This window comes from Alkalibacterium gilvum, assembly GCF_900109085.1.
In the GTDB taxonomy this organism is placed as follows: Bacteria; Bacillota; Bacilli; order Lactobacillales; family Carnobacteriaceae_A; genus Alkalibacterium; species Alkalibacterium gilvum.
In genome coordinates this window covers 1-26,793 of record NZ_FNYW01000018.1, presented here as the reverse complement: position 1 = coordinate 26,793, position 26,793 = coordinate 1, and the positions used below count along the sequence as shown (strand labels likewise).

At 33.9% G+C, this 26,793-nt stretch carries 22 protein-coding genes and 3 pseudogenes; 23 read left to right on the top strand and 2 right to left on the bottom strand.

Annotation, left to right across the window (positions count from 1 at the left end):
- Positions 1-22 precede the first annotated feature (22 nt).
- The 16 genes and pseudogenes from BMX83_RS05850 (at position 23) to BMX83_RS10910 (ending at position 16,692) form a co-directional block, all read left to right on the top strand.
- The gene (locus BMX83_RS05850) at positions 23-793 is read left to right on the top strand and encodes a tyrosine-protein phosphatase (protein ID WP_091634640.1); all 771 of its coding nucleotides are present in this window, start codon (positions 23-25) and stop codon (positions 791-793) included.
- A gap of 32 nt (positions 794-825) precedes the next feature.
- Positions 826-2,682: a polysaccharide biosynthesis protein gene (locus tag BMX83_RS05845; protein ID WP_091634638.1), complete on the top strand. Its 1,857-nt coding sequence runs from the start codon at positions 826-828 to the stop codon at positions 2,680-2,682.
- Between the two features lie 63 nt (positions 2,683-2,745).
- Positions 2,746-3,351 carry a sugar transferase gene (locus tag BMX83_RS05840; RefSeq protein WP_091634635.1) on the top strand — a complete coding sequence of 202 codons (606 nt, stop codon included), beginning with the start codon at positions 2,746-2,748 and terminating at the stop codon, positions 3,349-3,351.
- Positions 3,352-3,366: 15 nt separating this feature from the next.
- Positions 3,367-4,224 carry an NAD-dependent epimerase/dehydratase family protein gene (locus BMX83_RS05835; RefSeq protein ID WP_091634633.1) on the top strand — a complete coding sequence of 286 codons (858 nt, stop codon included), beginning with the start codon at positions 3,367-3,369 and terminating at the stop codon, positions 4,222-4,224.
- Between the two features lie 22 nt (positions 4,225-4,246).
- Positions 4,247-5,458, top strand: a complete 1,212-nt coding sequence (locus BMX83_RS05830; protein ID WP_091634630.1) for a glycosyltransferase family 4 protein — start codon at positions 4,247-4,249, stop codon at positions 5,456-5,458.
- 14 nt (positions 5,459-5,472) lie between these two features.
- Positions 5,473-6,492 carry a polysaccharide biosynthesis protein gene (locus tag BMX83_RS05825; protein ID WP_091634628.1) on the top strand — a complete coding sequence of 340 codons (1,020 nt, stop codon included), beginning with the start codon at positions 5,473-5,475 and terminating at the stop codon, positions 6,490-6,492.
- Positions 6,492-7,601, top strand: a complete 1,110-nt coding sequence (locus tag BMX83_RS05820) for a capsular polysaccharide biosynthesis protein CapF (RefSeq protein WP_091634625.1) — start codon at positions 6,492-6,494, stop codon at positions 7,599-7,601. Before BMX83_RS05825 ends, BMX83_RS05820 begins: the two co-directional genes overlap by 1 nt.
- A 3-nt stretch (positions 7,602-7,604) precedes the next feature.
- Complete coding sequence (wecB, locus tag BMX83_RS05815) at positions 7,605-8,729, top strand: non-hydrolyzing UDP-N-acetylglucosamine 2-epimerase (protein WP_091634622.1); 1,125 nt, start codon at positions 7,605-7,607, stop codon at positions 8,727-8,729.
- A gap of 2 nt (positions 8,730-8,731) precedes the next feature.
- Positions 8,732-9,898 carry a glycosyltransferase gene (locus BMX83_RS05810; RefSeq protein ID WP_091634619.1) on the top strand — a complete coding sequence of 389 codons (1,167 nt, stop codon included), beginning with the start codon at positions 8,732-8,734 and terminating at the stop codon, positions 9,896-9,898.
- The gene (locus BMX83_RS05805; RefSeq protein WP_091634617.1) at positions 9,888-10,772 is read left to right on the top strand and encodes an ATP-grasp fold amidoligase family protein; all 885 of its coding nucleotides are present in this window, start codon (positions 9,888-9,890) and stop codon (positions 10,770-10,772) included. The genes BMX83_RS05810 and BMX83_RS05805 overlap by 11 nt, the downstream gene beginning before the upstream one ends.
- Positions 10,773-10,833: 61 nt before the next feature.
- Positions 10,834-11,916: a glycosyltransferase family 4 protein gene (locus BMX83_RS05800; protein ID WP_091634614.1), complete on the top strand. Its 1,083-nt coding sequence runs from the start codon at positions 10,834-10,836 to the stop codon at positions 11,914-11,916.
- 10 nt (positions 11,917-11,926) lie between these two features.
- Complete coding sequence (locus tag BMX83_RS05795) at positions 11,927-13,234, top strand: O-antigen ligase family protein (protein ID WP_091634612.1); 1,308 nt, start codon at positions 11,927-11,929, stop codon at positions 13,232-13,234.
- Positions 13,235-13,291: 57 nt separating this feature from the next.
- Entirely contained in the window at positions 13,292-14,731 is a 1,440-nt protein-coding gene (locus BMX83_RS05790) for an oligosaccharide flippase family protein (RefSeq protein WP_091634609.1), read from the top strand.
- A 164-nt stretch (positions 14,732-14,895) separates the two neighbouring features.
- Complete coding sequence (locus BMX83_RS05785; protein WP_091634606.1) at positions 14,896-15,129, top strand: hypothetical protein; 234 nt, start codon at positions 14,896-14,898, stop codon at positions 15,127-15,129.
- Positions 15,130-15,433: 304 nt separating this feature from the next.
- A pseudogene (locus BMX83_RS05780) lies at positions 15,434-15,952 on the top strand (transposase).
- A gap of 572 nt (positions 15,953-16,524) precedes the next feature.
- Positions 16,525-16,692, top strand: coding sequence for an acyltransferase (locus BMX83_RS10910; protein ID WP_177170515.1), 168 nt, complete (start codon positions 16,525-16,527; stop codon positions 16,690-16,692).
- A gap of 173 nt (positions 16,693-16,865) precedes the next feature.
- Here the strand turns inward: BMX83_RS10910 and BMX83_RS10905 are convergent, their stop codons facing one another.
- A complete protein-coding gene (locus tag BMX83_RS10905) occupies positions 16,866-17,195 on the bottom strand; it encodes an NUDIX domain-containing protein (RefSeq protein ID WP_091634602.1) in 330 nt (109 codons plus the stop codon).
- A 256-nt stretch (positions 17,196-17,451) separates the two neighbouring features.
- Here BMX83_RS10905 and BMX83_RS05765 point away from each other — a divergent pair, with 256 nt between their 5' ends.
- Entirely contained in the window at positions 17,452-18,432 is a 981-nt protein-coding gene (locus BMX83_RS05765; RefSeq protein WP_091634599.1) for a Lin1244/Lin1753 domain-containing protein, read from the top strand.
- 41 nt (positions 18,433-18,473) lie between these two features.
- On the opposite strand, the gene BMX83_RS05760 is transcribed toward BMX83_RS05765, so the two are convergent.
- Positions 18,474-19,343, bottom strand: coding sequence for a competence protein ComK (locus BMX83_RS05760; RefSeq protein WP_091634597.1), 870 nt, complete (start codon positions 19,341-19,343; stop codon positions 18,474-18,476).
- Between the two features lie 472 nt (positions 19,344-19,815).
- Here BMX83_RS05760 and BMX83_RS05755 point away from each other — a divergent pair, with 472 nt between their 5' ends.
- The 6 genes and pseudogenes from BMX83_RS05755 to BMX83_RS10750 form a co-directional block, all read left to right on the top strand.
- Entirely contained in the window at positions 19,816-20,850 is a 1,035-nt protein-coding gene (locus BMX83_RS05755; RefSeq protein ID WP_091634594.1) for an IS1096 element passenger TnpR family protein, read from the top strand.
- Between the two features lie 662 nt (positions 20,851-21,512).
- Complete coding sequence (locus BMX83_RS05750; protein ID WP_091634591.1) at positions 21,513-23,537, top strand: BglG family transcription antiterminator; 2,025 nt, start codon at positions 21,513-21,515, stop codon at positions 23,535-23,537.
- Position 23,538: 1 nt separating this feature from the next.
- Complete coding sequence (locus tag BMX83_RS05745; protein ID WP_091634589.1) at positions 23,539-23,808, top strand: PTS sugar transporter subunit IIB; 270 nt, start codon at positions 23,539-23,541, stop codon at positions 23,806-23,808.
- Positions 23,809-23,829: 21 nt separating this feature from the next.
- A pseudogene (locus tag BMX83_RS05740) lies at positions 23,830-25,108 on the top strand (PTS ascorbate transporter subunit IIC).
- Positions 25,109-25,111: 3 nt separating this feature from the next.
- The gene (trpA, locus tag BMX83_RS05735; protein ID WP_091634586.1) at positions 25,112-25,795 is read left to right on the top strand and encodes a tryptophan synthase subunit alpha; all 684 of its coding nucleotides are present in this window, start codon (positions 25,112-25,114) and stop codon (positions 25,793-25,795) included.
- Positions 25,796-26,614: 819 nt separating this feature from the next.
- Positions 26,615-26,793, top strand: a pseudogene (locus tag BMX83_RS10750) (IS5/IS1182 family transposase); the annotation flags it as partial.

The window sequence follows — 26,793 nt, the reverse complement described above, 5'->3', positions numbered from 1 at the left end:
GTATGAACGAGGAGTAATTTAAATGATCGATTTACATTGCCATATACTGCCGGGTATTGATGATGGTGCTAAAACAATGGCGGATTCCATTGCAATGGCTGAGTTAGCTATTTCAGAAGGCATTACACATATTTTAGCTACTCCTCACCATATGAATCGCAGTTGGATAAATGATAAACAAAAGGTTCTCTCTTTAGTAGACGAACTGCAAGAAGAACTTGACCGTCGACAAATCGATCTAACGATTTTTCCGGGGCAAGAGGTCCGTTTATATGGCGATATTTTGAAAGGCATTAAAGACAATCAAATCTTGTTTATAGACGAACAGAAACAATATGTTTTGATCGAGTTCCCAACAGAAACAGTACCAACGTATGCGGAACGTCTTTTTTTCGATTTGCAAAGCCATGGTAAGACACCAATCATTGTCCATCCTGAACGTAACCACGATATACTGAAACATCCCGATCGACTAAAGAATCTCGTCGATAAAGGCGCCTTAGCTCAGCTTACAGCTGCAAGCTACACCGGTGGTTTCGGGAGTAAAATTCAAAAATTTAGTAAGCAATTGATTGAAGCGAACCTCGTACATTTCCTAGCATCCGATGCTCATAATGTCACGAACAGAGCCTTCCATATGCAGGAAGCCTACGATAAATTAAGCAAAGAATACGGTACCAGTAAAGCAAATGAATTTCACAAAGTCACGAAAGATTTGGTGAATGGCGATGTCATTGTCGCACCCGAAGCAAGTGAGATCAAACAGTCGTTTATATCTAAATGGTTCAAATAAATATACATTAAAAAGTAGGAGTGGATACAGTCATGAATCGAACAATGAAACGGATAACACTAATCACACTTGACCTGACAGTTTTTTATCTAGCGGGTATCTTTTCATACTTGTTCCTGAGTCCGCTCCTATCGCTTCAGACTCAGCCGATGATCTGGTCGCTCTTAGTCAGCGCGACTGTTTACATCAGTCTGTCCTTTTATTTCAGGCTGTTTGATAAAATCAACCGCTATACAAGCATCAGAGAAACCATCATTCACGCTCTAATCGTTACATTGGCTTTTACCGTGAGTGATATCTTTAATATGATTTTCACACCGCTCAGCATGCGTTTCCTATTCTTATGGTATATCCTTACAGTGATGATCATCCCGGCAAGTCGTGTGGGCTGGCGGATCATTATGGAACACCGTATGAAGAGAGAGAAGCTGAACGGGAATAAAGACGTCACCAAACTCCGTACCTTGATCGTTGGAGCAGGTGAAGGCGGTGGGCTCTTCATCCATAACTTACAACGTGACCCGGCTATCGAATTTGTCGGTATCGTGGATGATGACGACAACAAGAAAAATACCACCGTATATGGCGTGCCGGTACTAGGCAAGACGAAAGATATCGAAAAACTGATCGATACCTATGATGTCGACCAGGTGACGATCGCTATCCCGTCAATTTCTTCTAAAAACTTAGAACGTATCGTTTCTTACTGTAACGAGACAGACATCAAAGTGAACCAGATGCCTTCCGTGGAAGATATGGTTCAAGGCACGTATGAAGTCAATGAATTCAAAGAGATCGATGTCACCGACTTACTCGGTCGTGACGAAGTGAAACTGGATATGGAGAAAATCGCGACGCAGCTGTCCGGTCAAACGATCCTGGTTTCTGGAGCTGGCGGATCGATCGGATCAGAAATTTGTCGTCAAATCATTCGTTTCTCACCTAACCGTATCCTGCTTTTAGGACACGGAGAAAATTCAATATACTTAATTAATAGAGAACTGAAACCATTTGCTGATAAAAATAACATTGATTTAGTTCCTGTTATCGCAGATATTCAGGACCGTGACCGCATCTTTAAAGTCATGGCACAGTACAAGCCCGACCGCGTCTATCACGCGGCAGCGCACAAGCATGTTCCTCTAATGGAGTATAATCCAACAGAGGCAGTCAAGAATAATGTCTATGGTACAAAGAATATGGCTGAAGGGGCTAAAGCAGCCGGTGTCCAGAGTTTTGTCATGGTCTCAACGGATAAAGCCGTTAACCCACCGAACGTCATGGGCGCAACCAAACGTATCGCAGAAATGATTGTTACCGGATTGAATGAAGAAGACAAAACCAACTTCGTCGCCGTACGTTTCGGTAATGTCTTAGGCAGTCGCGGCAGTGTGATCCCTGTCTTTAAAGATCAAATCAAAAAAGGCGGACCGATCACTGTTACGGACTTCAGAATGACCCGCTACTTCATGACGATCCCAGAAGCCAGTCGTTTAGTCCTACAGGCAGGATCTCTAGCACGTGGCGGAGAGATCTTTGTCCTAGACATGGGTGAACCCGTCAAAATCGTCGACTTGGCTAAACAAATGATCCAGCTCAGTGGAGCGAAGAATAAAGATATTAAAATCACCGAATCAGGTATACGACCAGGTGAGAAATTATACGAAGAGCTCTTAAGCAAAAGCGAGAATACCAAGAAACAAGTTTACGAAAAAATATTTATTGGTAAAGTAACTAATGCACCACTCAATGAAGTGCTTAAGTTTGTACAAACAATCGAGCAGCTTGAAGACGGTGAATTGAAAGAGCAGCTCATTGATTTTGCGAATGGAAGAATCGAATTAACAACTGAAGAAACACAAGACGAATCATCACTGGCATATGCTTAATTAAAAAGCTTTGGCCTAATAACTAGAGGTCAAAGCTTTCATGTAAAAATGGGAGGAACTGAGATGAATTATTTAAAGGTAAAACGATTAATAGACATCATACTATCCGCGATTGGATTAATATTATTGTCGCCCATTTTTATGATTCTCATCATTGCGATCAAGCTAGATTCCAAAGGTCCTGTCTTATTCAAGCAGAAAAGAGTAGGGATGTACAAAAAGCATTTCTACATATTAAAATTTAGAACGATGCGCATTGATACGCCAAAAGATACACCAACACATTTACTAACTAATCCAGATCAATGGATCACAAGAGTAGGAAAGTTTTTAAGAAAAACATCACTTGATGAATTGCCTCAAATCATTAATATTTTTAAAGGTGACATGAGTATCATTGGACCCCGACCAGCACTTTGGAATCAATATGATTTGATTGAAGAAAGAGACAAACTCAACGCCAATGATGTGCCGGCCGGACTGACTGGATGGGCTCAGATAAATGGACGAGATGAACTCCCTATTAAGAAGAAAGCTAGACTCGATGCCGAGTACGTACAGAATATCGGTTTAGTCATGGACATTAAATGCTTCTTCGGAACGATATTTAGTGTGCTGAAGAGTGATGGTGTAGTTGAAGGTAATACAGCTGATGAATCAAATAGCTAAGGAGATTGTTTAACCATGAAGAAAATATTAATAACCGGAAAAAACAGCTATATTGGAACTTCAGTTGAAAAATGGCTCTTGAGAGAACCCGATAAATATAGTGTAGACACTATCGACATGAAAGATTCTTCCTGGAAAGTAAAGGATTTTTCAGAGTATGATGTAGTGTTTCATGTCGCAGGAATAGCTCATGTATCCTCTGACCCAAAGATGGAAGACCTCTACTATAAAGTGAACAGAGACCTTACAGTTGAAGTAGCAAAGAAGGCAAAATCAGAAGGCATTAAGCAGTTTATCTTCATGAGTAGCATTATTGTATATGGTGACAGCACATCTAGCAAAAGAATAATAGATAGAGATACTATACCGACTCCAAGTAATTTCTATGGCGACAGCAAACTTCAGGCAGAAAAAGGAATCGATCCCCTCAATTCTGACGATTTTAAGATAGTTATTGTCAGACCACCAATGATTTATGGAAAAGGGTCGAAAGGTAATTATCCTAAACTATCTAAGTTGGCTAAGAAAACTCCTATTTTCCCCAATCTCAAAAATGAGCGAAGTATGTTACATATAGATAACTTATGTGAGTTTATCAAAGTAATGGTAGATCAGGAAGAGTCTGGATTGTATTTCCCTCAAAACAAAGAATATGTAATGACAAGCAATTTAGTACAAACGATATCTAAGGTGAATGAAAATAATTTAATTATGACTAAACTTTTTAATCCAATTATTAAACGGATGTATCGATTTAATGTTATTAATAAAATTTTTGGTAATTTGGTTTATGATCGTTCACTAAGCGAATATTCTAAAGCTAATTATCAGATAAGATCTTTTGAACAATCTATTGAGTTAACTGAAAAATAAGAACTAGGGAGAGGTTTGAAAAATGAAAAAACATATATTAGTCATATCTCAATACTTCTACCCAGAACAGTTTCGTATCAATGATATTTGTACTGAATGGGTAAAAAGAGGATACAAGGTGACAGTTGTTACGGGTATTCCTAACTATCCTCAGGGTAAATATTTTGATGGTTTTGGATTATTCAAAAAAAGAAAAGAGAAATACAATGGTATTGATATTATAAGATTACCTTTGATCCCAAGAGGAAACAATTCCCTTATGCTCGTTTTAAATTACTTATCATTTGTATTATCTGGTTATATATGGAAAGTATTCACTAAAATTAAAGCTGATTATGTGTTTGTTTTCGAAGTCTCGCCAATGACCCAAGCACTTCCCGGGGTATGGTATGCAGATAAGACAAACATCCCTTGTTATCTTTATGTACAGGATTTATGGCCGGAGAATGTAGAAATTATTACTGGAATAAAAAATAAATACATCATCAATGCAATAGGCAAAATGGTTGATTACATTTATCAAGGATGTACAAAGATATTTACTACTTCTAAAAGTTTCACCAAGTCAATACATGAACGTGGCGTTCCAATGGAGAAGATCGAATATTGGCCACAGTTTGCTGAAGATTTTTATGAACCTCTGGACAAAGAAGTAGTGCCTGAGATACCTGTAGATGATGCCTTCAATATAATTTTTGCTGGCAACATTGGAATGGCGCAAGGCCTAGACATTTTACCTCAGGTAGCAAATATTATAAAGGATCAATCAAGTCAGAAAATAAGATTTAACATTGTAGGAGATGGACGATTTAAGAATGATTTTATTAATATTGTCGATGATATGAAATTGAATGACATGTTTAATTTCATTCCTAAACAACCTGCAACGAGAATCCCCGAACTTATGGCAGCTAATGACGCGGCATACTTAGGCTTGACGGATAGTCCTTTATTCGCAAAAACTATTCCAGCCAAGTTGCAGTCTTATATGGCATGTGGGATCCCAAGCATTGCATCTGCTTCAGGGGAAACTGCAAAAATTATTAATGAATCAAAGTCAGGTTTTTGTAGTGAACCAGGAAATGTAGGAGAACTAGCAAATAATATCATATCTCTTACGACTCGAATTGAAAAAGAGCGTAAGCAGTATGGTATAAATGCAAGAGATTATTACGATAAACACTTTAATAAAACTGAGCTTCTTAATAGAATGGATAACTACTTCAATATATAGGATAGGGTGATGAGATGTTTAAAAACAAAACATTGTTAATAACTGGCGGTACAGGTTCATTTGGAAATGCTGTTATGAAAAGATTTCTCGAGACAGATATCAAAGAAATACGTATTTTTTCTCGAGACGAAAAAAAACAAGATGATATGCGAAAAGTTTATAAAAGTGACAAGTTGAAATTTTACATAGGCGATGTTCGGGATAAAGAAAGTGTGAAAAACGCCATGTATGGCGTTGATTATATATTTCATGCAGCTGCTCTTAAACAAGTGCCCTCATGTGAGTTTTTCCCCTTAGAAGCAGTTAAGACTAATGTATTAGGAACAGATAACGTTTTGACTGTCGCTATAGAAATGGGTGTCAAAAAGGTTATATGTCTATCTACCGATAAGGCAGCATACCCAATAAATGCAATGGGCATTTCAAAAGCTATGATGGAAAAAGTCTTTGTCGCTAAAGCAAAAACTGTGGATCCTGATAGAACGTTGATCAGTGGAACAAGGTACGGTAACGTTATGGCTTCAAGAGGGTCAGTCATCCCTTTATTTATTGATCAAATCAAGAATGGACAACCCTTGACTGTTACAGATCCCAATATGACTAGATTCTTAATGAGCCTTGAAGAAGCTGTAGAACTTGTTGTTTTCGGCTTTAAAAATGCTGAAGCTGGAGACATCATGGTTCAAAAATCTCCGGCATCTACTATTGGTGATTTAGCTCAAGCTGTTAAAGAACTGTTTAACTCAGACAACGATATTCAAGTGATCGGTACACGTCATGGCGAAAAACTTTATGAGACTCTTTTGACTAAAGAAGAACATGTAGTTGCTGAAGATATGGGTGGTTTCTATCGGGTTCCAGCGGACAAGAGAGATTTGAACTATGATAAGTATTTTGTCGAAGGAGACGAAGAACTTTCTACCGAAGAAGAATATAATTCCCACAATACAACACGACTTGACATAGAAGGAATAAAAGAAAGACTGTTACAACTTGACTATGTTAAAGAACAGCTGGAAAGTTGGAATAAGTAGTGAATATTTTAGTTACTGGTTCAAAAGGATTTATAGGTAAGAATTTAATTGCAGAGCTGAATAACAGAGGATATACCGATATCTTTGAATTTGATAAGGATACTGAGTCTTCACTTCTTGAGGACTACTGTAAAAAAGCTGATTTTGTTTTCCATCTAGCAGGTGTAAATCGTCCCAAAGATCAATCTGAATTCATGCAAGGTAACTTTGGATTCACATCCGAATTACTAAATACGTTAAAGAAGTATAACAATACTTGTCCTGTCATGATTTCTTCCTCGATTCAAGCGGAGTTAGACAATCCTTATGGAGAGAGTAAAAGAGCTGGAGAAGAATTATTATTTAAGTATAGTGAAGAAACTGGGGCTAAAATACTCATTTATAGATTTCCAAATGTGTTTGGTAAATGGAGTAAGCCTAACTACAACAGTGCAGTAGCTACATTCTGTCATAACGTCGCGCATGATTTAGATATTACAGTAAATGATCCGAGTGTCGTTATGAACCTAGTTTATATCGATGATGTAGTTAAAGAACTGATTAATGCATTAGAAGGCAAAGAAAATAAAGTAGAATCATTCTGTGAAGTTCCAGTAGTACATACTAGAACGTTAGGTGAAATAGTTGAATTGATATATTCATTCAAAAAGAGTAGAAAAGATAAATCTGTTCCGGATATGTCTGATTCATTTATCAAAAAGCTGTACAGTACTTATCTGAGTTTCCTACCTGAAGATCAATTTAATTATGATTTGAAAATGAACGTCGATAATAGAGGTTCATTCACTGAGTTTTTAAAAACTCCTGATCGAGGGCAGGTCTCTGTAAACATATCTAAACCTGGAATTGCAAAAGGAAACCATTGGCACCATACTAAAAATGAGAAGTTTTTGGTAGTTAGCGGTGAAGGGGTCATTCGTTTTAGAAACATACATTCAAAAGAAGTTATAGAGTATTTTGTTAACGGTAATAAATTACAAGTTGTAGATATACCAACGGGCTATACTCACAATATAGAAAATTTGGGTGACGTAGACATGGTTACGGTAATGTGGGCCAATGAGTCATTTGATCCAGACAATCCTGATACTTATTATGTGGAGGTTTAACTAATGAAAAAACTAAAAGTTATGACAGTTGTTGGTACAAGACCTGAGATTATTAGATTGTCAGCTGTTATAAATAAATTAGAAGAGTCAGAAGCTATAGACCATGTTCTTGTTCATACCGGACAAAACTATGACTACGAACTTAACGAAGTTTTTTTTGAGGATTTTAACTTAAAGAAACCCGATTACTTTTTAAATGCAGCAACAGGGACTGCAGTAGAAACTATTGGAAATATTCTTGTAAAAGTAGACCCAATCCTTGAAGAAGTTCAACCAGATGCATTTCTAGTACTAGGAGATACTAATAGCTGTTTATGTGCGATAGCTGCGAAAAGAAGAAAAATCCCAATTTTTCATATGGAAGCTGGAAACAGATGTTTTGATCAAAGAGTACCCGAGGAAACCAATAGGAAGATTGTTGATCATACAGCGGATATTAATCTAACATACAGTGACATTGCTAGAGAATATCTCTTAAGAGAAGGCTTGCCAGCTGATAGGATCATTAAAACTGGAAGTCCTATGTTTGAGGTTTTAAATTCAAAAAAAGAAGACATTGAAAGATCTGATGTACTTCAAAGATTAAATCTAGAAAAAGATAAGTATTTTGTTGTCTCAGCTCATAGAGAAGAGAACATTAATTATGAACATAATTTTAAAGATTTAGTGGAAAGCTTAAACATAATAGCAGAAAAATACCAACTTCCAATAATTTTAAGTACACATCCTAGAACTAGAAAAATGATTGAATCTAAAAACATAAAGTTTAATTCTTTAATTAATACAATGAAACCACTTGGATTCAATGATTATGTGAAACTTCAAAAGGAGTCTAAAGCTGTGTTGAGTGATAGCGGAACTATTAGTGAGGAGTCCTCCATATTGGGATTCAAAGCATTAAATATACGTGAGTCTCATGAACGTCCAGAAGCAATTGAAGAAAGTACTGTAATGATGGTTGGATTATATAAGGAACAAATTTTACAGGGGTTAAAAGTTTTAGAAACTCAAAATATAAGTACACTTAGAATTGTTAAAGACTACAGTATGGATAATGTATCGGAGAAAATATTACGAATCCTCATTAGTTATACACACTATGTAAATAGAACAGTTTGGAGAAAATAATTATGAGTAGAAAGAAAGTATTTTTGAGTGTTAATTCATATCTACCAGGTTATCGTGGGGGAGGACCTATACAAAGTGTGAAGAATTTGGTGGAGGCTTTGTCAGACGATTTTGAATTTTTTATTTTTACATCAAATCACGACTTAGGAACAAATGAAATTTACGATAATATTTATACAGATAAATGGAATGTATATGACGATGTAAATATATTTTACTCTTCGGACCAAAATAAATATAAAAACATTTGGAGAATATTATCAGAGCAGAATTTTTCTCTATTGTTTTTAAATAGTTTTTTTAGTACTGATACTGTGAAAATATTAATATTAAGAAAATTACTTAATATTAATACACCTATTGTAATTATGCCAAGAGGAGAGCTTTCACAAGGTGCTTTAGGTATCAAAAAAATAAAAAAAACATTATATATAAAAGTAATCAAAACATTTAAAATTCTAAATAATATTTTTTATCTTACTACTGCAGATGATGAATTTCATCAAGTTAAATTACTTTTAAATACTGATAAAATTCTCCAAGTGTCTAATATTCCAAATGCAAAAAAAGAATTAACGCTGAACACAAAAAAAGAAGATCTTTTGAGCATCGTTTTTTTATCAAGGATTACACAAAAAAAGAATCTAGATTATGCCCTAAAGTCATTAAATAATATCAGTAAATATATTGAATTCGATATATACGGTACAATTGAAGAAGAGAACTATTGGAGGGAGTGTAAAAAAATCATTTCTAATTTACCAAATAATATTCGTGTTAATTATAGAGGTGAATTATCTAATGATAAAGTTATATCAACTCTTTCAAGATATGATTTATTTTATTTTCCTACTAAGTCGGAAAATTACGGTCATGTTATTTCAGAAGCATTGCAAGCTTCAATCCCGGTATTAATTAGCGATCAAACGCCCTGGCAAGATATTGTCATACAAAAGTATGGTTGGATATACAAATTAGAATCGCCAAGTAGTTTCTCAAAACAGATTGAGGAATTAATTGATACTGATACGTTAAGTCATAATACTATAAAGAGAGATATTTTTAATAGCTTTGACGTAGAAAATAGACAATTAGAAAAAGCAAGAGAATATAAATATATTTTACATAGATTATGTAAAAATTTCGTAGGTGGTAATAATGATCAATAATCAAAGGAATATTAAAAGAAGAAATAAATTAAAGTATCTTAGAAACATTATGGGTGATAAGAAATTAAACAGCTTATTATCTTATAGAAACTTAGGGTATTTTCCAAATCTAAAAAATCCAGAAACTTTCAATGAAAAAATTCAATGGATTAAACTGAATGCAAATATTGAAAATTTAGGAAGATTTGTAGATAAATATACTGTTCGTGAATATGTTTCCGATAATCTAGGTAAAGATTATTTAATACCTTTGATAAAAGTAATTGAAAGTGATAAAGAAATTGAATTTCATAATTTGCCTAAAAGTTTTATCATGAAAGCCTCACACACATCCGGTTATAATTATATAGTTAATGATTTAAAAAAAGAAGATTTTAATAAGCTTAAGGAGATCTCTTCACAATGGTTAAAAATTAACTATTATCTTGAGACAGGAGAAAGAAACTATAAAAACATTAAACCTAATATTGTAATTGAAGAACTAATTAGTGATGAAGAAGATTTAATCGAGTATAAAGTTCATTGTTATGAAGGGGTTCCCAAAATAATTCAAGTAAATGGTAACGAAAATAATGTAAGAAAAGGGAATTATTATACAGCGAAATGGGAAAAATTACCTTTTTATAAAGGTACTCCAGCCTTTAAGAAAGAACCAAAAAAACCTAAAGAATTGTCAGAAATTATTTTAGCCGCAAAGAAGCTTTCAAGTGTTTTTTTATATGTTCGAGTTGATTTATATTGTGTTAGCGGAAAAATATATTTTGGAGAATTAACATTTACCCCATCTGGAGGATTAGCCAAATTTTCAGATAAGTATTATGATTATCTAATGGGATCATTTTTAGAAATACAAAGGGAAATACTTATTAAATAGTATTATATAAACTTCTGAAATTGGTAATAGTCTACTAATCTGTCAGGAAAGGAAAATTAAATTGTTATCAGTTTTATATTTAACTGCAATACCATCACCCTATAAGGTTTCATTCTTTAATGAACTAGGAAAACACTGTAAACTAACAGTGTTGTTTGATAAAGACAAATCCAATAAAAGAGATAATAATTGGTTTGATTTTAATTTTGATGAATTTAATGGAATCATTCTTGAAAATAATATAAGCAAATTATTAAGTTGTTTTAATAAGTTTAAATATGATGTAATTATTGTTTCTAACTATAGTACTAAAATAGGAAGATTTTCAGTATTGTTTTTAAGTTATTTAAGGATACCGTTTATTATTAGCGTTGATGGAGGATTAATAGATTATGATGAAAGTTTTTTTAAACATATTTTAAAGAAGAAGCTTATCTCTAAAGCTAATGCGTGGTTAAGTACAGGGAAAGCAACAAATAATTATTTGTTATATTATGGTGCTGATAAAGAATATATCTATAATTATCCGTTTACAACGATGAAAAATAAAGACATTTTAAAACAACCACTAACAATGTCTGAAAAAGAAAAAATACGGGCTAATTTGAATATTCCATATAGAAATATGATATTAAGCGTTGGTAGATTTATCCACAGTAAAGGTTTTGATACTCTGATAAAAGCAGCTAAAGAACTAAAAGAAGATACTGGTATTTATATAATTGGAGGTGATCCAACAGAGGAATTACTGGATTTGAAAAATCGCAATGAGATTAATAATGTTCATTTTATTAATTTTCAAGAGTACAATATACTAAAAGAATATTATTTAGCTGCAGATCTATTTGTATTTCCAACTCGTGGGGATGTATGGGGTTTAGTTATTAATGAGGCTATGGCAAATGGATTACCTGTTGTAACGACTACTAGTTGTGTTGCAGGTATAGAAATGGTTAAGGAGAGTGTAAATGGTTATCTAATTCCTAAAGATAATGTTAACTTAATCGTTGAAAGAACTAATAGCATTTTAAATAATGAAAGATTGAGATATCATATGTCAGTAAAAAGTATAGAAACAGCTCACGAATATACAATAGAAAAAATGGCAAAAACAACATTTGATATACTTGCAAATAATTACTAAGGAAGATTATATGAATATTTACAATATAAAACTTAATTCAAACATAATTAATAGAATATTTATGTTATTATTTGTAACTTTAAGTTTTGTAAATAGTACAGGACTACTTTTATTTCTATTTTTTATTATAGTTTCTAGTATTCAGGGATCAAACGAATCAATTAAATCTATCGTTATAGTCACTCTGAGGAGTGTCATAAACCCTGAATTGGCTCCTTCAATGTCTCAATATGAATACTTAAAGTGGATTGTTCTATTTACTTGCGCTGCGATCTTAGTTAAGAACTATTTTAAAATAAAAGACAGAAGTCCTCTCAATAAATTTATAATTCCTATCATGTACTATTTAATATATAGTTCTGTATCCTCATTTTTATTCAGTACTTTACCATTAGTTGCATTAATGAAAATTTTCTCATATGGCTTTGTCTTTATAGGTATATTAATAGGTGTCTATAAAACTAGTCCTAAGCTGGATTGGATTGCTTGGCTTCACAGAATATTTTCCCCTATTGTATTAGGTTCAATAGTATTATATATATTAGGTTTAGGATATCACCCAACGAATTTAAGACTATTTAGAGGAGTTATTAATCATCCTAATATACTAGGAACTACTATGGTACTTTTCATAGCACTTAATATGACGATACTTCAATTAAAAGACTACAAATCTCCATTTATTTATCATTTATTTATTGTTTTATCTTTTATCATCATATGGTGGTCTAAAGCAAGAACAAGTTTTATAGCAGCTAGTATTTTGATAATTATTTACTTGTTTTTAATAAATATAAATTTACTAAAAAAAGTTTTTATAATTAATTTATTTCTAATCGTAGTTATAAGTATTCTGTTTTCTTATCCTGAAATCACAGAACTCCTCTATGATTTTTTATCAAAGGGTACTGGAGGTCTTTTAGACTCTGTAACAGCTTCTAGAGGTAATCAAATTGGAAATTTAATAAATAATTTTAAGTCGAATCCATTATTTGGTACTGGTTTTGCGGTGCCTGTACTTACTAATAGAAGTTTTGTGATAAGTACAGAATATATAGTAGAACCTGGAAATTTATTTTTTGCTGTATTAGGATATGGGGGAATCGTAGGGGGCATTATTTTTAGTTTTTTTTTCTTAAACATATTATGGAAAAAATGGGAATATTTTAAAGTATGGATTTTCCTGCCATTAGCAACTGTATTAGTTAGCATGGGAGAAATGGTTTTTTTTAGTACTAATAACATGGGACCTATCCTATACCTATACCTAGCAATTTATGTTTTTTATGATTTGAAATATAATGAAAAAAACACATAAATTGATATAGAAATAAATGATTGTTCAATATAATATAGAAAACTTAGGGGGGATTATATGAATTCTAGTAGAAGTAATAAGAGGTTGAGAAATAATATAGTATATAGTTCACTATATCAACTTTTAGTTTTTATAGTCCCCATTATTACAACACCTTATGTCACTCGAATATTTGATTCCACTCAAATGGGTGAGTATAGTCTTACATTATCTATAGCTTCGCTATTTGTGATACTCTCACAATTTGGAATAGAAACTTTTGGGATCAGGGAAGTAGCTAAATTGGAAAGTAAAACTGAACGAGATGAATTATTTTTCAAATTAGTCTCTATACAGTTTATAATTTCAATACTTGTTTTTGCTATATATAATATTATTTTTGTTGTTTGGATGGAATCTCAAAGCAAACAACTTTTTTTTGTTCAGTCTTTATTGATTTTATCCAATATATTTGATATATCATGGTTCTATATTGGAATAGAAGAAATAAAAAAAACAATACTGAGAAATGTAATGGCAAAGGTTTTTATTACTGTTTCAATTTTTTTGTTCATTAAAGATAGTAATCAGTTAATAACCTATTCAATATTAAATGTAATAGGAATGTTGATTGGAAATCTTACAATGGTCATTTCTAGCCGTCATTATATAGATTATAATAATATGAAATTTAGTTTAAAAAAAGATTTATTATTAGGCTCCTTCTATTTACTAATTCCTAGAGTTTTAAATTCATCATATGGATCTATTGAAAATACTATTCTAAGAGTACAATCATCATCTTCTAATGTGGGAATATATGCTCAAGCAAAAAAAATTGATAATCTGATTTTTTCAGTTATAGAATCTGCTATAAATGCCTTAAGCCCAAGGATGTCATATTATGTCTCAAAAAAAGATAATGAAAATATAAATAGAATTTTAGAGAAAGGATTGTTTTATTCAAATATATTTTCTGTTATTTTTGTTAGTGGCATACTAGCAGTTTCCAATGATTTTGTAAATTTTTTCTTTGGTGCTGGTTATGATATGGTTGCTCCAGTTTTAAGCATATTAAGTGTGAGTTTAATATTTTTACCGATAATCTCATTACTAAATAGAGGCATCCTTATACCTTTCAATAAGGATAAGGAATACTCTATATCTATTATCATAATTCTATTTACTGGTAGTATCTCAAATATCCTATTAAGCCCTCTATATGGTGCTATAGGTGCAGCTATAGCGTATAATATAACACGATTTTCAAGTCTAGTGTACTTACTTACTATAGTGAATGATATAATCAATGTAAAAAAAATAATTTTGAGTATTATTACATCATTTATCTTAGTGTCTATTAACTATTTTTCGGTAAGGTCAATTGCTGAATTCTTAACCATTGAAAATGCAGTGATATCTTTCCTAATATTTGGTTTAATTAGTTTGACTCTTAATTTACTGTCGTATACATTATTTTATTTATCTAATTTAATAATTAATAACCATCATAGATGATCGATGATAAGAAAACCATTGAAGTTGTTTAGTGCAAAATAAAAGTAGATAGTATTGCAACGAAAATATTAGAAGCTTGCATAAAGAAAAAAGGCTTGCCAGCCCAATCAAAATCTCTTACCGTTATTGGTGACTAAACTAATAATGGTGGAGGAAGTGAAAGGATGCTAGCAATGCCCGAAATTAATCATATCAAAAATCTAAGAAATAATAAATCACTATCTATTAATGAAATATCAAAACAGACTGGTTTTTGTTGGTCCACTGTTAAGAAGTACGCCGACGAAGATCTGTTGCCTATAGAAAAAAACCCTTTGAAAAAAGGAATGATGTATGAAGAAAAATGGGGCGAAATCGTTTCTGACTGGTTAATGGAAGATCGTGCTTTAAAGAAGTAACTGAGAAGAAATAATAAAAATATATTTGAACAATTGTAAGCCCTGGGTTTTCCAGGATCTTATCGCACTGTCTGTAATTTCATTAGAGAATGAAATCAAACTTATATCCTGAATAATTCATACTTATTGTCAAATTGTTTAGAAACTGCTCAACGACAGGTAATATTTTACTTTTTAATTTTTCACTTGTTAAGTGATAAAAAAGAACAACATTCTGCTATGATAAAGGTGACTAAACCAACCATAAGAAAGGAGTTCTTCTCATTACTAGCTTACACAAAATCAAGTTAAATTCAATTCAAACATCACTATTTCACATACTGGCGGTTGCTTATCAAGCGATTCGGGGTTAGTCTTAGCCAAAGAATTGATGAATACCTTTGGATTATCCAATTTAGCTAACCGTTGGATCCATATTAAAAATAATCGTGCTTATTTCTCACATGACAACTTAGCGATAATAGAAAAGTTTATTATGTAGTAAATCGCTGGATATTCGGCAGATTCAACAGTTAATTTGTTACTACAAGATCCAATCTTTCAATTCTTAATCGGTAAATAACAGTTTACATCTCAGTCGTCAATCTCACGCTTTCCGGATCGTTTTACCGGGGATAACATTAGTCAGCTACTAGCATTAAATCAATCTCTGCTTGATAAAGCACGTTTAATTCAAAACGATACCGAGTTAATCAGTGATGTCGATTCTATACATTCTAATACCTTTTTCCATCAAATACATATAGAATATAATGCTCACTATCAATCCTACGGCTGTCATCTCATGGTTGCTTGCGACGGATTAACTGGAGATTTTTTTTAAGACTTAACTGCGTTCAGGAAATCAGTACACATCCAAAGGGATAAAAGCCCTTAATAAACCTTTCACCCCGCGCTTACTGTGACTAAATCGTTAGATAGGGTATCGCTTGAAGTTATATTTTTTTCTATATGGTAAGAGAAAAATAATGGTGAATTTCATTTAGAAAGCAAAGAGTGTGTTTAAAGCATGAAAAATATAAATTATAAAAAGGTGGGTAATATATGAGATTCATTAATTCTATATATTTCTATATCACATTAAACTTCATCAATACTTTTTTAAGAGGCACGAACTTCTTTAGATTAAAAAGATTATTATTAAATAGTATTGGCATTAAAGTTGGTGTCAATTCATAAATTGTTGCTCCTCTAAATATTGGTAGTAGAGCTTCATTAGAAATAGGAGATAATTGTTGGATTAACAGAAACTTTTCGATTGAAGGGAATGGAAATGTATTAATTCATAATGATTGTGATATTGCTCCCAATGTAAGTATACTAACTGGCTCTCATGAAATAAGTTTTCAAACCAGGAGAGCGGGAAAAGGGATTAAATGGGATTATGAAATTGGTGTGGGGGTTTGGATAGGATCTGGAGTGATGATTTTAAATGGAGCAAAGATAAGTAAGGGTGTTGTCATAGGTGCTGGAGCATTAGTTAATAAAGATTGCCAAACCGATAGCCTATATGTAGGGGTTCCCGCTAAAAAAGTAAATAAGCTTCATGAACTGGATATATAATTTACCATACTTTAATTATTAGTGTAATATTTTCGACTGTGGAATTGCGGTTCAATGACAACTAACGTTGTTGAAAAATAACAGCTAATTTTTTACATTGTTGAAGAGTACATCTCAGCCGCTTAAGCAGCTTATGTGTGCTGTTCATTTTTTGCAGGTGCTTGATCTTTTTACTAATTGAGTTTGAAGTGCAATATGATTCGAATTTTATAATTTGCAAAGTTGCGGTAACCGTAGGATACTCGGTTCAGTACGTATACTCCCATAAAAATGTTATACACATGGGAAGTGAAATCAATTAAATGATGTAGTGTTACATCCTTTTCTGATAGATTTGTTTCCTTAAAAAGTTCTCTGCATGCTGCATCGGTTCCAGATTTTTCTATTTTTATTTTGCCGCCGACTAAATTGCTCAATCCTTTATACGGATTTTTCAATCTTTTGCACATTAATAGTTGCGTCATATCTTTATTGTAAATCATTAATAAATTATATCCCTGCATGTTATCATCCTTATTAAATAGTGTTATTTTTATACTATCATACACTATTCAACTGTCAAAGATAGTAAAACATGATTATATGTAGAGTATCATTTCGGTTTGTTTATCCTAAGTATTCACACTGCAATAGTTATAAAATATGTCTGGATCTCACTTAAAATAGTTCATGATTCAGGGTTACACTTTCCAAATTCTTATCGTTATTAATAAGGGAGAGTCTATTTCCTAAATTATAACGAAGAAGAGAGTGTTTACTATGGCGCGTCCACTACAATCAGGTTTAAATTATTTCCCACTGGATGTTACGTTTGATCAGGATGATAAAATCGCATTGATCGAATCTGATTTTGGTATCGAAGGGTTTACGGTTATCGTCAAATTGTTAATGAAGATTTACTCTGAAGGGTACAGCTATCACTGGGGCGAAAAAGAAGTGAAGCTCTTTAGCAGAAGGACGGGTATTGCTGTTTCTACCGTCACTGACATTGTAGAAGCCGGTCTCCATTGGGGGTTATTTAGTCTGCCTCTTTTTAACGACTACGGTATTTTGACCAGTCGTGGAATTCAAAAGCGCTACTTTGAAGCAGTGAGTCGTCGTAAAGATGTTCCTGTAATTAGAGAGCACGTCCTTTTAAGCGAACAGGAAATTGAGAAATATCCTAATTTAAGTATTGTCTCACTTTATCCTGAAATTTTAGCAGAAACTAGCTGTGTTGACAGTGATGTAGACTCAACGGAATTAATGTCTACATTAACTACACAAAGTAAAGTAAAGGAAAGTAGAGTAAAAGAAAGTAAATCATCATCACAAGATGAAAAAGGATCAAATGATTCCGATGATGATTTATTACATATCCTTAAAGAACTTGAATCAAAGGTTCAAGTGCCCACACCCCAAATAGAAAAACAGCTGAAAGACTGGCTAGCACTTTTTGATCAGTCAGTCATTCTAGAAGCGATCAGACGAACGCACATGAGTGGTAAGTCGTTTGCTTATATGAATGCCATACTGACAGACTTCCAGAAGAAGGGCGTAAGGAGCTTTGAAGACATTTCGGCTTATGACCGATCCTTCAAGAATCGCCAGAAGTCATTCACTAATCATGTATCAAAGAGTGAATCGCTACCAGACTGGGCCAAAGATGAGTACACTGTTGTAGATGATCCGGTTGATGAAGATATGAATCAGAAAGTTATGGATTCACTTAACCGTATACGACAAAAGCGGCAACATTAAAACGGGACTACCAAGTGATGGCAGTCCTGTTGAGGTAGTGATCAGTCTTCGTCGTTAATCTCGTTTTCGTCATTTAATTTTTCCGGTGGGAGTAGATCCAGCAGTGGGTCGCCTTCTTTGAGTAGATCCTGGACGATCCAGCGTCCCTGAAGGAAGCTGAGGGTCATCAGCCAGGTTGACAGAAGAGGCAGAGGCTGCGAGAAATGGCTGCTTACAGTGCACCGCGTCACGACGTTTGGCCGGCTGCTGAACTCTTTTTGATGATGCATGAGTGCCAGCCATTCTGTCGCCATCCGCTGCTGGGAATCGGACAAGATCTTAGTCTGCCTGATCAAACGGCTGGCCGTTTTATGCGAAACATTGAGTGTCAGTTCATGCTTGCCGTCGATATTGTAATACGTTGCTTTTTGGTGCGCCGTGATCGCCTGCACATGATGAAGACCGAGCCAGCTGACAGGTTTTTTGCTCGCTCCGCTAAGCGGTGTAAAGCAGAGTGTCCCGCAGACGAAGGGACACTGACTGAAGATACCTAGTGACTTACCCATCTGCATCGTTGCTTTATAGTCTACACCTATGTAATTCATGTAGCGGGTGATGATGTGGGTCGTGGTCTCTTTTGACTTAAGCACGCTGCCATTGGTCTGAAAGACTAGGGTATTGTATGGTGTGCTGGTATCCTTAGACAGATCGCACACATAAAACGAGTCATCATCGAGCAGCAAATATGTCTGCTCAAGCGCGACATCTAAGAAGTCGAGCACACTGTCTTCGTTAATTGACAAGATCCTTAAGTCAGATCCATTCTGTTCCGGTACTAGCATATAGGGTTTTGCTTTTTGATCTTCTGAACATCTGATAAGGGCATCGAATCGGTCCATCATGTTGTCCATATATTCTTTATCATAATCCAATAATGATTCCTCCAAAAAAATAATAAACCGCTATTTGTTAGCGGTTTCACTAACTATTGTAATATATATATTTAATTTGTGAACATTATGAGAAAAATATTATTTTGGTTATACTGAACGGTCATAGCTACCAGAAATCCGCAAGGATATCTGAACAAAATATCTTTGAAATGCTCCATTTGAAATTTTTCGCCAGGCGAAAAATCACATCATAAGATTATTTTCTTACTCACGAGTAGAAACGTCACAAGTGAGTGCGCTGTTTGGTCTCACTTATAACGATTAAGGCTTATCTTTACAAGTTACACAATTTAACCTGTCCACTAGTCACGTTTCGGAATAAACGTAACAAGTGAAGCACAAACAGGATCTCACTTGTTAAGATCTAGGCTTTAATTCCATCTGGAAGACAGACATGATACACTTTACCTAATAGGACATACGTAACAATTCATAAAGTGGAGGGTAAAGAATGCCAAAAACTCAAAAAGACATTAAACCCGTACGACTAAGGCTGGAACTGATGAGTGACTACTTGTCCAGTGACGAGAAGGTGATGCTGAAACGGTACGGAGAGTCATCTTCGGGTGACCGTATCACTAGAGAGGTGCTGATCTCTTCTGACATGACCCTGCACGCGCTGCACTATGCGATGCAGAAACTGTTCGGCTGGCAGAATTCGCACTTAAGGCAGTTCAATTTACCGGAAGATGTCTATCAGGAGCTGACTCAGGGGACAGTTAAAGGCTGGTCAAACCTGGTCGGCGTACTGTTTCAGCCGCCGTCAGAAGCGGAACATGATTTGTTCTGGGACGATGATTATAATTCCGGTAATTTTAACGCCTGGCTGCGCAGGAAATATACGGGCCCGTATCGATACGGTGGTTACTTTGAACAAGCTGACGTGGCAAGAGCAGATGTAAATGAACTACTAGACCGGTTCGAAGAGCTGGAGATACAGGAACCTTTCTCCGACTATCTAGAGCGCAGACAGACAGATCCGGAAGCTGAACCGAAAGTGTTAGGCAAGAAGGCACTGGTCGATATGACCTTAGACGAGATGAATGCGGCCATCGCGATGGAAAGCGGGATAGAAAGTTTGATGGAGAGTCTTCTGATCACAGACGTGTTAGGCTATGTCGGCGAAGAGCTGAGTGGTTCTGGCTTCCCAGTGACACAGGCGTTGTATTACGAGTATGACTACGGTGACAGCTGGATCGTTAAGGTGACCAAGTTGGAAAGCTGTGAGGATCTAGTGGCTGATCACTCCGTCACACAAGACGAAGTGGACGCAGCTAAAGAAGTTGTGCTGACTAAGCATAAGCCGGTCTGTCTTTCAAGAGACGGGGTAGATGTCATGGACGACGTCGGTGGCTTGAGCGGCTTTGCGAACTTCTTAAGAACGATCAATGAACCCGAAGACAAACAAGAAGCCGCCGACTTCAAGCGCTGGGCCAGGAGCATGGGCTGGAAACAAAAGAAAGTCGTACCTAAGAAAGTACTCTAGATAATTGATTTATATAGAAAAGCTTTGAGCTGTTTTGGCTCAAAGCTTTTTGTGTAGAAACGGTACATGAAAACTAAATAGAGTATTCACTTATTCCATTTAACACAAAGGCCACACACTGGGGGGGTATAGACATCGATGAAAGGATACTATTTATATCAATATTACAGTTGGTCAAAAGAGGTTTTTCACAAACATTAAGGTAGAATGAAGCTAACTTTAGTGTAATTGCTTTATATCGTTTCAAAAGATGGGAGTGTCAAAAGATTTAAAAGGGAGCTTATAGTAATTATACGTCTACTTAGTAATATCCTAAACTCAGATGGATTAAGGAGATGTACAAATAAATTTGAAAATTTAGGCATGTACAGACAGTAGAAGAATGAATTGTTCTTTACAGAGTGATTTATCTTTTGAGAGAACTACTTAAAATAATACTATAAGAGAGCTGGTATATTTTTATAATCAGTTCTTTTTGTAATTAAAAATTATATGGTAATTCATAGAATCTTTTTAAGTTCTTATATACTTTAATATATCGATACATAGTACAATTGTCAGGAATTAGTCAAGATTAATATTTTTTCAATATTTGAAAAAATATTACTTTGGTATAAGCTCAAATGGATTGATATAATTTACTTAACCTAGGAGGCAAGATTATGGATAGTCGATTATCGAAGATTGTATCAATGTTAACCGAAGAAGTGTCTGCAATATCCATCAAAAGAATAGCTAGTTTGTTGAAAGTTAGTGAACGAACGATTTATACAGATATTAAAAAGCTTAACGTTAAACTGAAAGCGTTTAATTATCCTATGATTGTAAATGTTGGTGGAGAGATTTCTTTTAGCGAAAAACTAAAAAGTCATATCGATGAGTTGAAGAATGATTTATTTGGAGAAAATGAGATCCAACGTCGACGAGAAAATATGATAAGATATATTATTTTAGAAAAAAAGTACTTTACTATTGAAGACTTGTGTAAAAAGTTTTATATCTCTAGAGGGACTGCTTTAAATGATATAAAAAATATTAAAAACATATTTACTCAGCAATCTATTATAGTTAGGAGCATGCAATTTAAAGGATATAGACTTGAAGGTGATGAGATTGATATAAGAAGCATTGCTATAGAAAAAATAATAAAAACACTAAATGAAAAAGATAGAAAATACTTCAACTACGAAGATGGTACTTTATTATACAATCTGGAAAACTTTCTAACAGAAATTACGCTTGCTATAAATTTGGAAATTAGTGATGAATCATTTGAAAGAGTAGTATCAGCTCTGTGGGTTGCATACCAGAGGATTCATTTAGGATTTCCGCTTGAGCCAGGATTATTTAAAGATTCTGAATCTAAAGAAACCATCTACTTATTGAAAAACAAAAAGAAATTAGAGCAAGTATACCAACACAATATACCTGACTCAGAGTGCAGATATATAGCGGCTAAATTATCTGAATCTTCTGTTTTAGATGAAGGACAGTCTTTATCAGAGAGATGGATATTGTACTCGCTTTTGACACAACAGTTTATAGAAGAAGTTTCTGAATCATACAAGTTTAGTGAGTTTACAAGAGATGATACGTTATTTCTTGGAATCATTAATCACCTAAGGCCTGCTTATAAAAGGGCTAAAATGAATGAATATATTACCAACCCTATCTTAGGATATATCAAGGAAAAATATCCCATGCTACATGACAAAGTATTAAAGCGCATTAAGATATTAGAGAGCCAATTGGCGGTTAAGTTTTCTGAACATGAGGTTTCATACTTTACTTTACTTTTCGCTTCTTCTTACGAGCGAAATAAGAAAACTATCGAAACTAAGTCCAGAGTGATCATAGTATGTCACGCAGGGATGAGTACATCAGAGATACTTAAAACTCGGATGGTATCCAATTTTAATGTGGATATTTTGGGAACATTTAGTGCTCGAAGTGCAAAAGAATGGCTTGCATCAAACGATGTTAATTTAATTATATCTACAGTCGATTTCCATCATCCATCTATACCCGTCATTGTAGTTAATCCATATCTTTCTGAAAAAGATAAGGATAGAATAGCGTCTATGCTGAAAAAAGCCACAAGATCTATAGATATTGAGTTTTTAATCGACAAGATTTCTAATCATGCCCAAATTTTAGATGAAGATAAATTAAAAGTTGAATTAAGTCAGTATTTTGGCTTACCTATATCAAAGAGAATAGAAGAAGGAGGCTATCAACCAATGTTATTAGAAGTTTTAAATGAAAGATTATTGAGTGTCAATGCAAAATGTGAGTCAAGAGATCAGGCAGTTAGAGAAAGTGGGAGACTGCTTGTAAAGGAGGGATACGCTGAAGAAAGTTACATCCAAGCAATGATTGATAACGTTGAAGAAAACGGAACATATATTGTTATCGCTCCAGGCATAGCCATGCCGCATGCAAGACCGGAAAAGGGAGCAAAAGCAATCGGATTAAGTATAGTAACTTTAGATAAGCCTATAAAGTTTGGACACCCAACTAACGATCCGGTAAGTATTGTAGTCGGTTTATGTGCTGTTGATCATCAAACTCATTTGAGAGCTTTATCGGAGTTAGTAGATATACTTGGTGATAATAATAAGTTAAATAAAATTAAAAAAGCTTCAAGCAAAGATGAATTAATGAAAATTATCAAAGGAGGAAAATAATATGTTAAAAATTGTTACTATATGTGGTGCAGGTGTAGGGAGTAGTATGATGTTGCGGGTATTTACTCAACAAATTTTAGAAAAGCATAATATTGAAGCAGAAGTCGATGCTTCTGATATCGGTTCAGTTGATCCGAGTAATTATGATTTGCTTATTACTACATCTGATTTTGCTGATTCTTTGAGAAATGCAGATGGAACTGTTATAAGAATAGACAATATGATGGATAAAGCTTATTTAGAAGAACAATTACTCAAGCATATCAACTAACTATAAAGGAGTAGAAAGAATATGAACTTTATACTGTATCTAATTAATAATGTTTTAAGTCAAGCTGTATTTATAATTGGTTTAGTAGTTATCGCAGGTATGTTGGCAGAAAAGAAAAAATGGCACCAAATTTTACCAAGTGTTATTAAAACAATGATAGGATTTACTTTAATAAATGTTGGTGGACAAACACTTGGGATGGCCTTACTTCCTTTACAACCGATGATATCTAAAGTTTTTGGACTAGAAATGTTATCAACAAACATAGGAGAAGCACAAGCTGAAAGTTTAACAGGAATCGGAACAGAAATGGCACTTATTTTTGCTTTTGGATTCCTCGCTAATTTATTAATTGCACGTTTTACTCGTTTTAAATATGTACATTTATCCGCACATGTCTCTTTTTTCTTCGCAGGTTTAATTGCTGCCTTACTTAAATTCAACACAGATCTAAGTTTCATAGCTCTTGTAATTGTAGGTGCTATTATTTTAGGCTTATATATGACGTTTTCTTGTGCGTCAGTTGCGCTTTTCACAGGAGAGGTGAAAGGGGCGGAAGGTTTTACATTAGCTCATTCAAGCTCCTCAGGCTTAATCATTTCATCTTTACTTGCTAAAGCATTTGGTAATAAAGATAAAGATTTGGAAACGATGCAAATATCCAAAAAATTCCAATTTTTAAGAGAGATGACTATTTCCTTAACTATTGTAATGACACTATTATTCCTAATAGTGTCATTGCTTGCCGGCCCAGGATGGGTATCAGAAAACATCAGTGGTGGTCAGGATATAGTTGTGTATTCAAATTCTAAAAGGTGTAGAGTTTGGTGTATGGATTACGGTTATAATAACAGGTGTAAGAATGATGCTTTCTGAGATTATTGCAGCCTTTCATGGTTTTGCAAATAAAATCATTCCAAATTCTATCCCCGGATTGGATGTGCCCTTGCTTTTCCCAAATTATCCAACTTCAGTAATATTAGGATTTCTAATGAGTCTACTTGCAGGGATTATTGGAATGCTAGTACTGGGACTATTTAATTATCCTATTGTCGCTTTCCCTGCCTTGATCCCAACATTCTTTACTGGAGCTGCGACTGCTATATTTGGTAATGCTCACGGAGGAAGAAGAGGTGCGATTATTGGATCATTCGCAAATGGTTTAGTTCTAATATTTGGTCAAGCGTTTTTACTTCCTATGGTTGGATCCTACGAACCAATTATGCGTATTTTAAGTGAAACAGACTATACTTTATACGGTCCATTATTAGGAGGACTGCTGAAATTAATAGGAGGTTAACCAATGAAACATATAATGTTTTATATGACTTTGAATTATCCAAACAATGAAAGGTTTTTTGAAATCTTAGAAGCTTTAAGTAATGAAGGTGTAACATATTTAGAGCTCGGAATTCCGGTAGAGAATCCTTTCATGGATGGTGAAATAATTCAGCAATCCCATGACACTGTTTTGAAAAACGGGTTAAAACAAGCTGAATTGATTGAAGTACTAAAGCAAATTAAAGAGAAATTTAATTTTAAGATTATTTTAATGACATATTATGCTGGAGTAGAGAAATACGATTTACTGAGCCATGAAAATCTTTACGACGGATTATTGTGTGTGGATAAGAGTTTAACTAAAAAGGATTTAAATAAACCCATACAACTTTACCCACCTAAAATGGATGGACTAAAGATGAAAGAGAAATTACAAAACAATGAAACATTTGCGTATGTGATTTCTGGTGAAGGTAAAACAGGAAGCTTTGATGATGTCCCTACCGACTATGTAGATACAATAAAGAACATACGTAAATTTTCTGATATACCTGCATTTGTGGGGTTTGGAATTAAAACAAAGGAAGACGCTGAGACCGTCTTTAATAATGATGCTGATGGAGTTATTATAGGTACAGCATTGATGAAAGAATATATAGAAGGTGGTATACCTGGTATAAAAGATTATTTGAAAACATTTAAATAACCATCTAGTTGTAAGTTGAATCTCTAAGATTCAAAATATATTAAAAAAAGTAAGGAAACTCAAACAATTTAGAATTGTTGGTTTCCTTACTTTTTTATTTACTTATATTTTTACAAATATTAATTTGTAATGAGTTTACATGGGCATGAGCTATTAGATAAAAGATAAAAGCTGAGGAAATGTAAAATGTGTTGGAGGTTCACTAGTGAATAGCAATTAGTGTAAAAAATATATTATAGAGCCGGTACTTATAAAATAAGAGTTTTTATAATTACATTATCCAAACTTTGAATATAATTATCTGTCGGTGTGCTTTCTTGTACAGTGAGATTACAATATTTGCCAGAAAAATACTTTTTATACAAATGTTAATTAAGAAAGAACTGGTCGGGAGTCTGCTTCAAAATACTTTTTTTAGAGAGCTGGCATATTTTTTATAGCTAGCTCTCTTTGTATGTTTAAAATAATAACTTATATTTATTTTCCTTCTAGTGCACCAATATTAATCTGTCCGTTTTCAATAAACATTTTCTTTGCACGGTTTGCAATAACTTTAGTCGTTGTAAAATCGTATGTTGATCCAACGCCTGCGCCAACTAATGGAACAGCTTTCCAGAGATTTATAACTCCTTTCGTACCGCCTTTAGTGATAAATCTGAACCCTAATTTTTTATTTATGTTGATAAGTAGTGTGTACTGAATAATTCAAATATGTTGATATTACGGTAAATGTCCATGGTTTTTGATATAATAAGTGCAAGGATTTCAATGAACCACTATCAAATTCTTTGCACTTTTCAAGGAAATGGAGCGATAGATGTGTACAAAAAGCAGCCTAATACTCAATTATCATTCGATGACTTCAATCAGCCCGTGGGGCTTACCATGAATCCTGAAAATCGTTGGGTCAAAAAAGCAGAGCTGATTCCATGGATAGACTTGGAAGAGCAGTATGCCTCCATTTTCCAAAGCAAAACGGGCAATGTTGCCAAGTCATT

Bases quoted from the DNA above. Each gene is read 5' to 3' on its own strand.
- BMX83_RS05850 (WP_091634640.1), top strand. From the start codon at position 23: ATGATCGATTTACATTGCCATATACTGCCGGGTATTGATGATGGTGCT.
- BMX83_RS05845 (WP_091634638.1), top strand. From the start codon at position 826: ATGAATCGAACAATGAAACGGATAACACTAATCACACTTGACCTGACA.
- BMX83_RS05840 (WP_091634635.1), top strand. From the start codon at position 2,746: ATGAATTATTTAAAGGTAAAACGATTAATAGACATCATACTATCCGCG.
- BMX83_RS05835 (WP_091634633.1), top strand. From the start codon at position 3,367: ATGAAGAAAATATTAATAACCGGAAAAAACAGCTATATTGGAACTTCA.
- BMX83_RS05830 (WP_091634630.1), top strand. From the start codon at position 4,247: ATGAAAAAACATATATTAGTCATATCTCAATACTTCTACCCAGAACAG.
- BMX83_RS05825 (WP_091634628.1), top strand. From the start codon at position 5,473: ATGTTTAAAAACAAAACATTGTTAATAACTGGCGGTACAGGTTCATTT.
- wecB (WP_091634622.1), top strand. From the start codon at position 7,605: ATGAAAAAACTAAAAGTTATGACAGTTGTTGGTACAAGACCTGAGATT.
- BMX83_RS05810 (WP_091634619.1), top strand. From the start codon at position 8,732: ATGAGTAGAAAGAAAGTATTTTTGAGTGTTAATTCATATCTACCAGGT.
- BMX83_RS05805 (WP_091634617.1), top strand. From the start codon at position 9,888: ATGATCAATAATCAAAGGAATATTAAAAGAAGAAATAAATTAAAGTAT.
- BMX83_RS05795 (WP_091634612.1), top strand. From the start codon at position 11,927: ATGAATATTTACAATATAAAACTTAATTCAAACATAATTAATAGAATA.
- BMX83_RS05790 (WP_091634609.1), top strand. From the start codon at position 13,292: ATGAATTCTAGTAGAAGTAATAAGAGGTTGAGAAATAATATAGTATAT.
- BMX83_RS05785 (WP_091634606.1), top strand. From the start codon at position 14,896: ATGCTAGCAATGCCCGAAATTAATCATATCAAAAATCTAAGAAATAAT.
- BMX83_RS10905 (WP_091634602.1), bottom strand. From the start codon at position 17,195: ATGCAGGGATATAATTTATTAATGATTTACAATAAAGATATGACGCAA.
- BMX83_RS05765 (WP_091634599.1), top strand. From the start codon at position 17,452: ATGGCGCGTCCACTACAATCAGGTTTAAATTATTTCCCACTGGATGTT.
- BMX83_RS05755 (WP_091634594.1), top strand. From the start codon at position 19,816: ATGCCAAAAACTCAAAAAGACATTAAACCCGTACGACTAAGGCTGGAA.
- BMX83_RS05750 (WP_091634591.1), top strand. From the start codon at position 21,513: ATGGATAGTCGATTATCGAAGATTGTATCAATGTTAACCGAAGAAGTG.
- BMX83_RS05745 (WP_091634589.1), top strand. From the start codon at position 23,539: ATGTTAAAAATTGTTACTATATGTGGTGCAGGTGTAGGGAGTAGTATG.
- trpA (WP_091634586.1), top strand. From the start codon at position 25,112: ATGAAACATATAATGTTTTATATGACTTTGAATTATCCAAACAATGAA.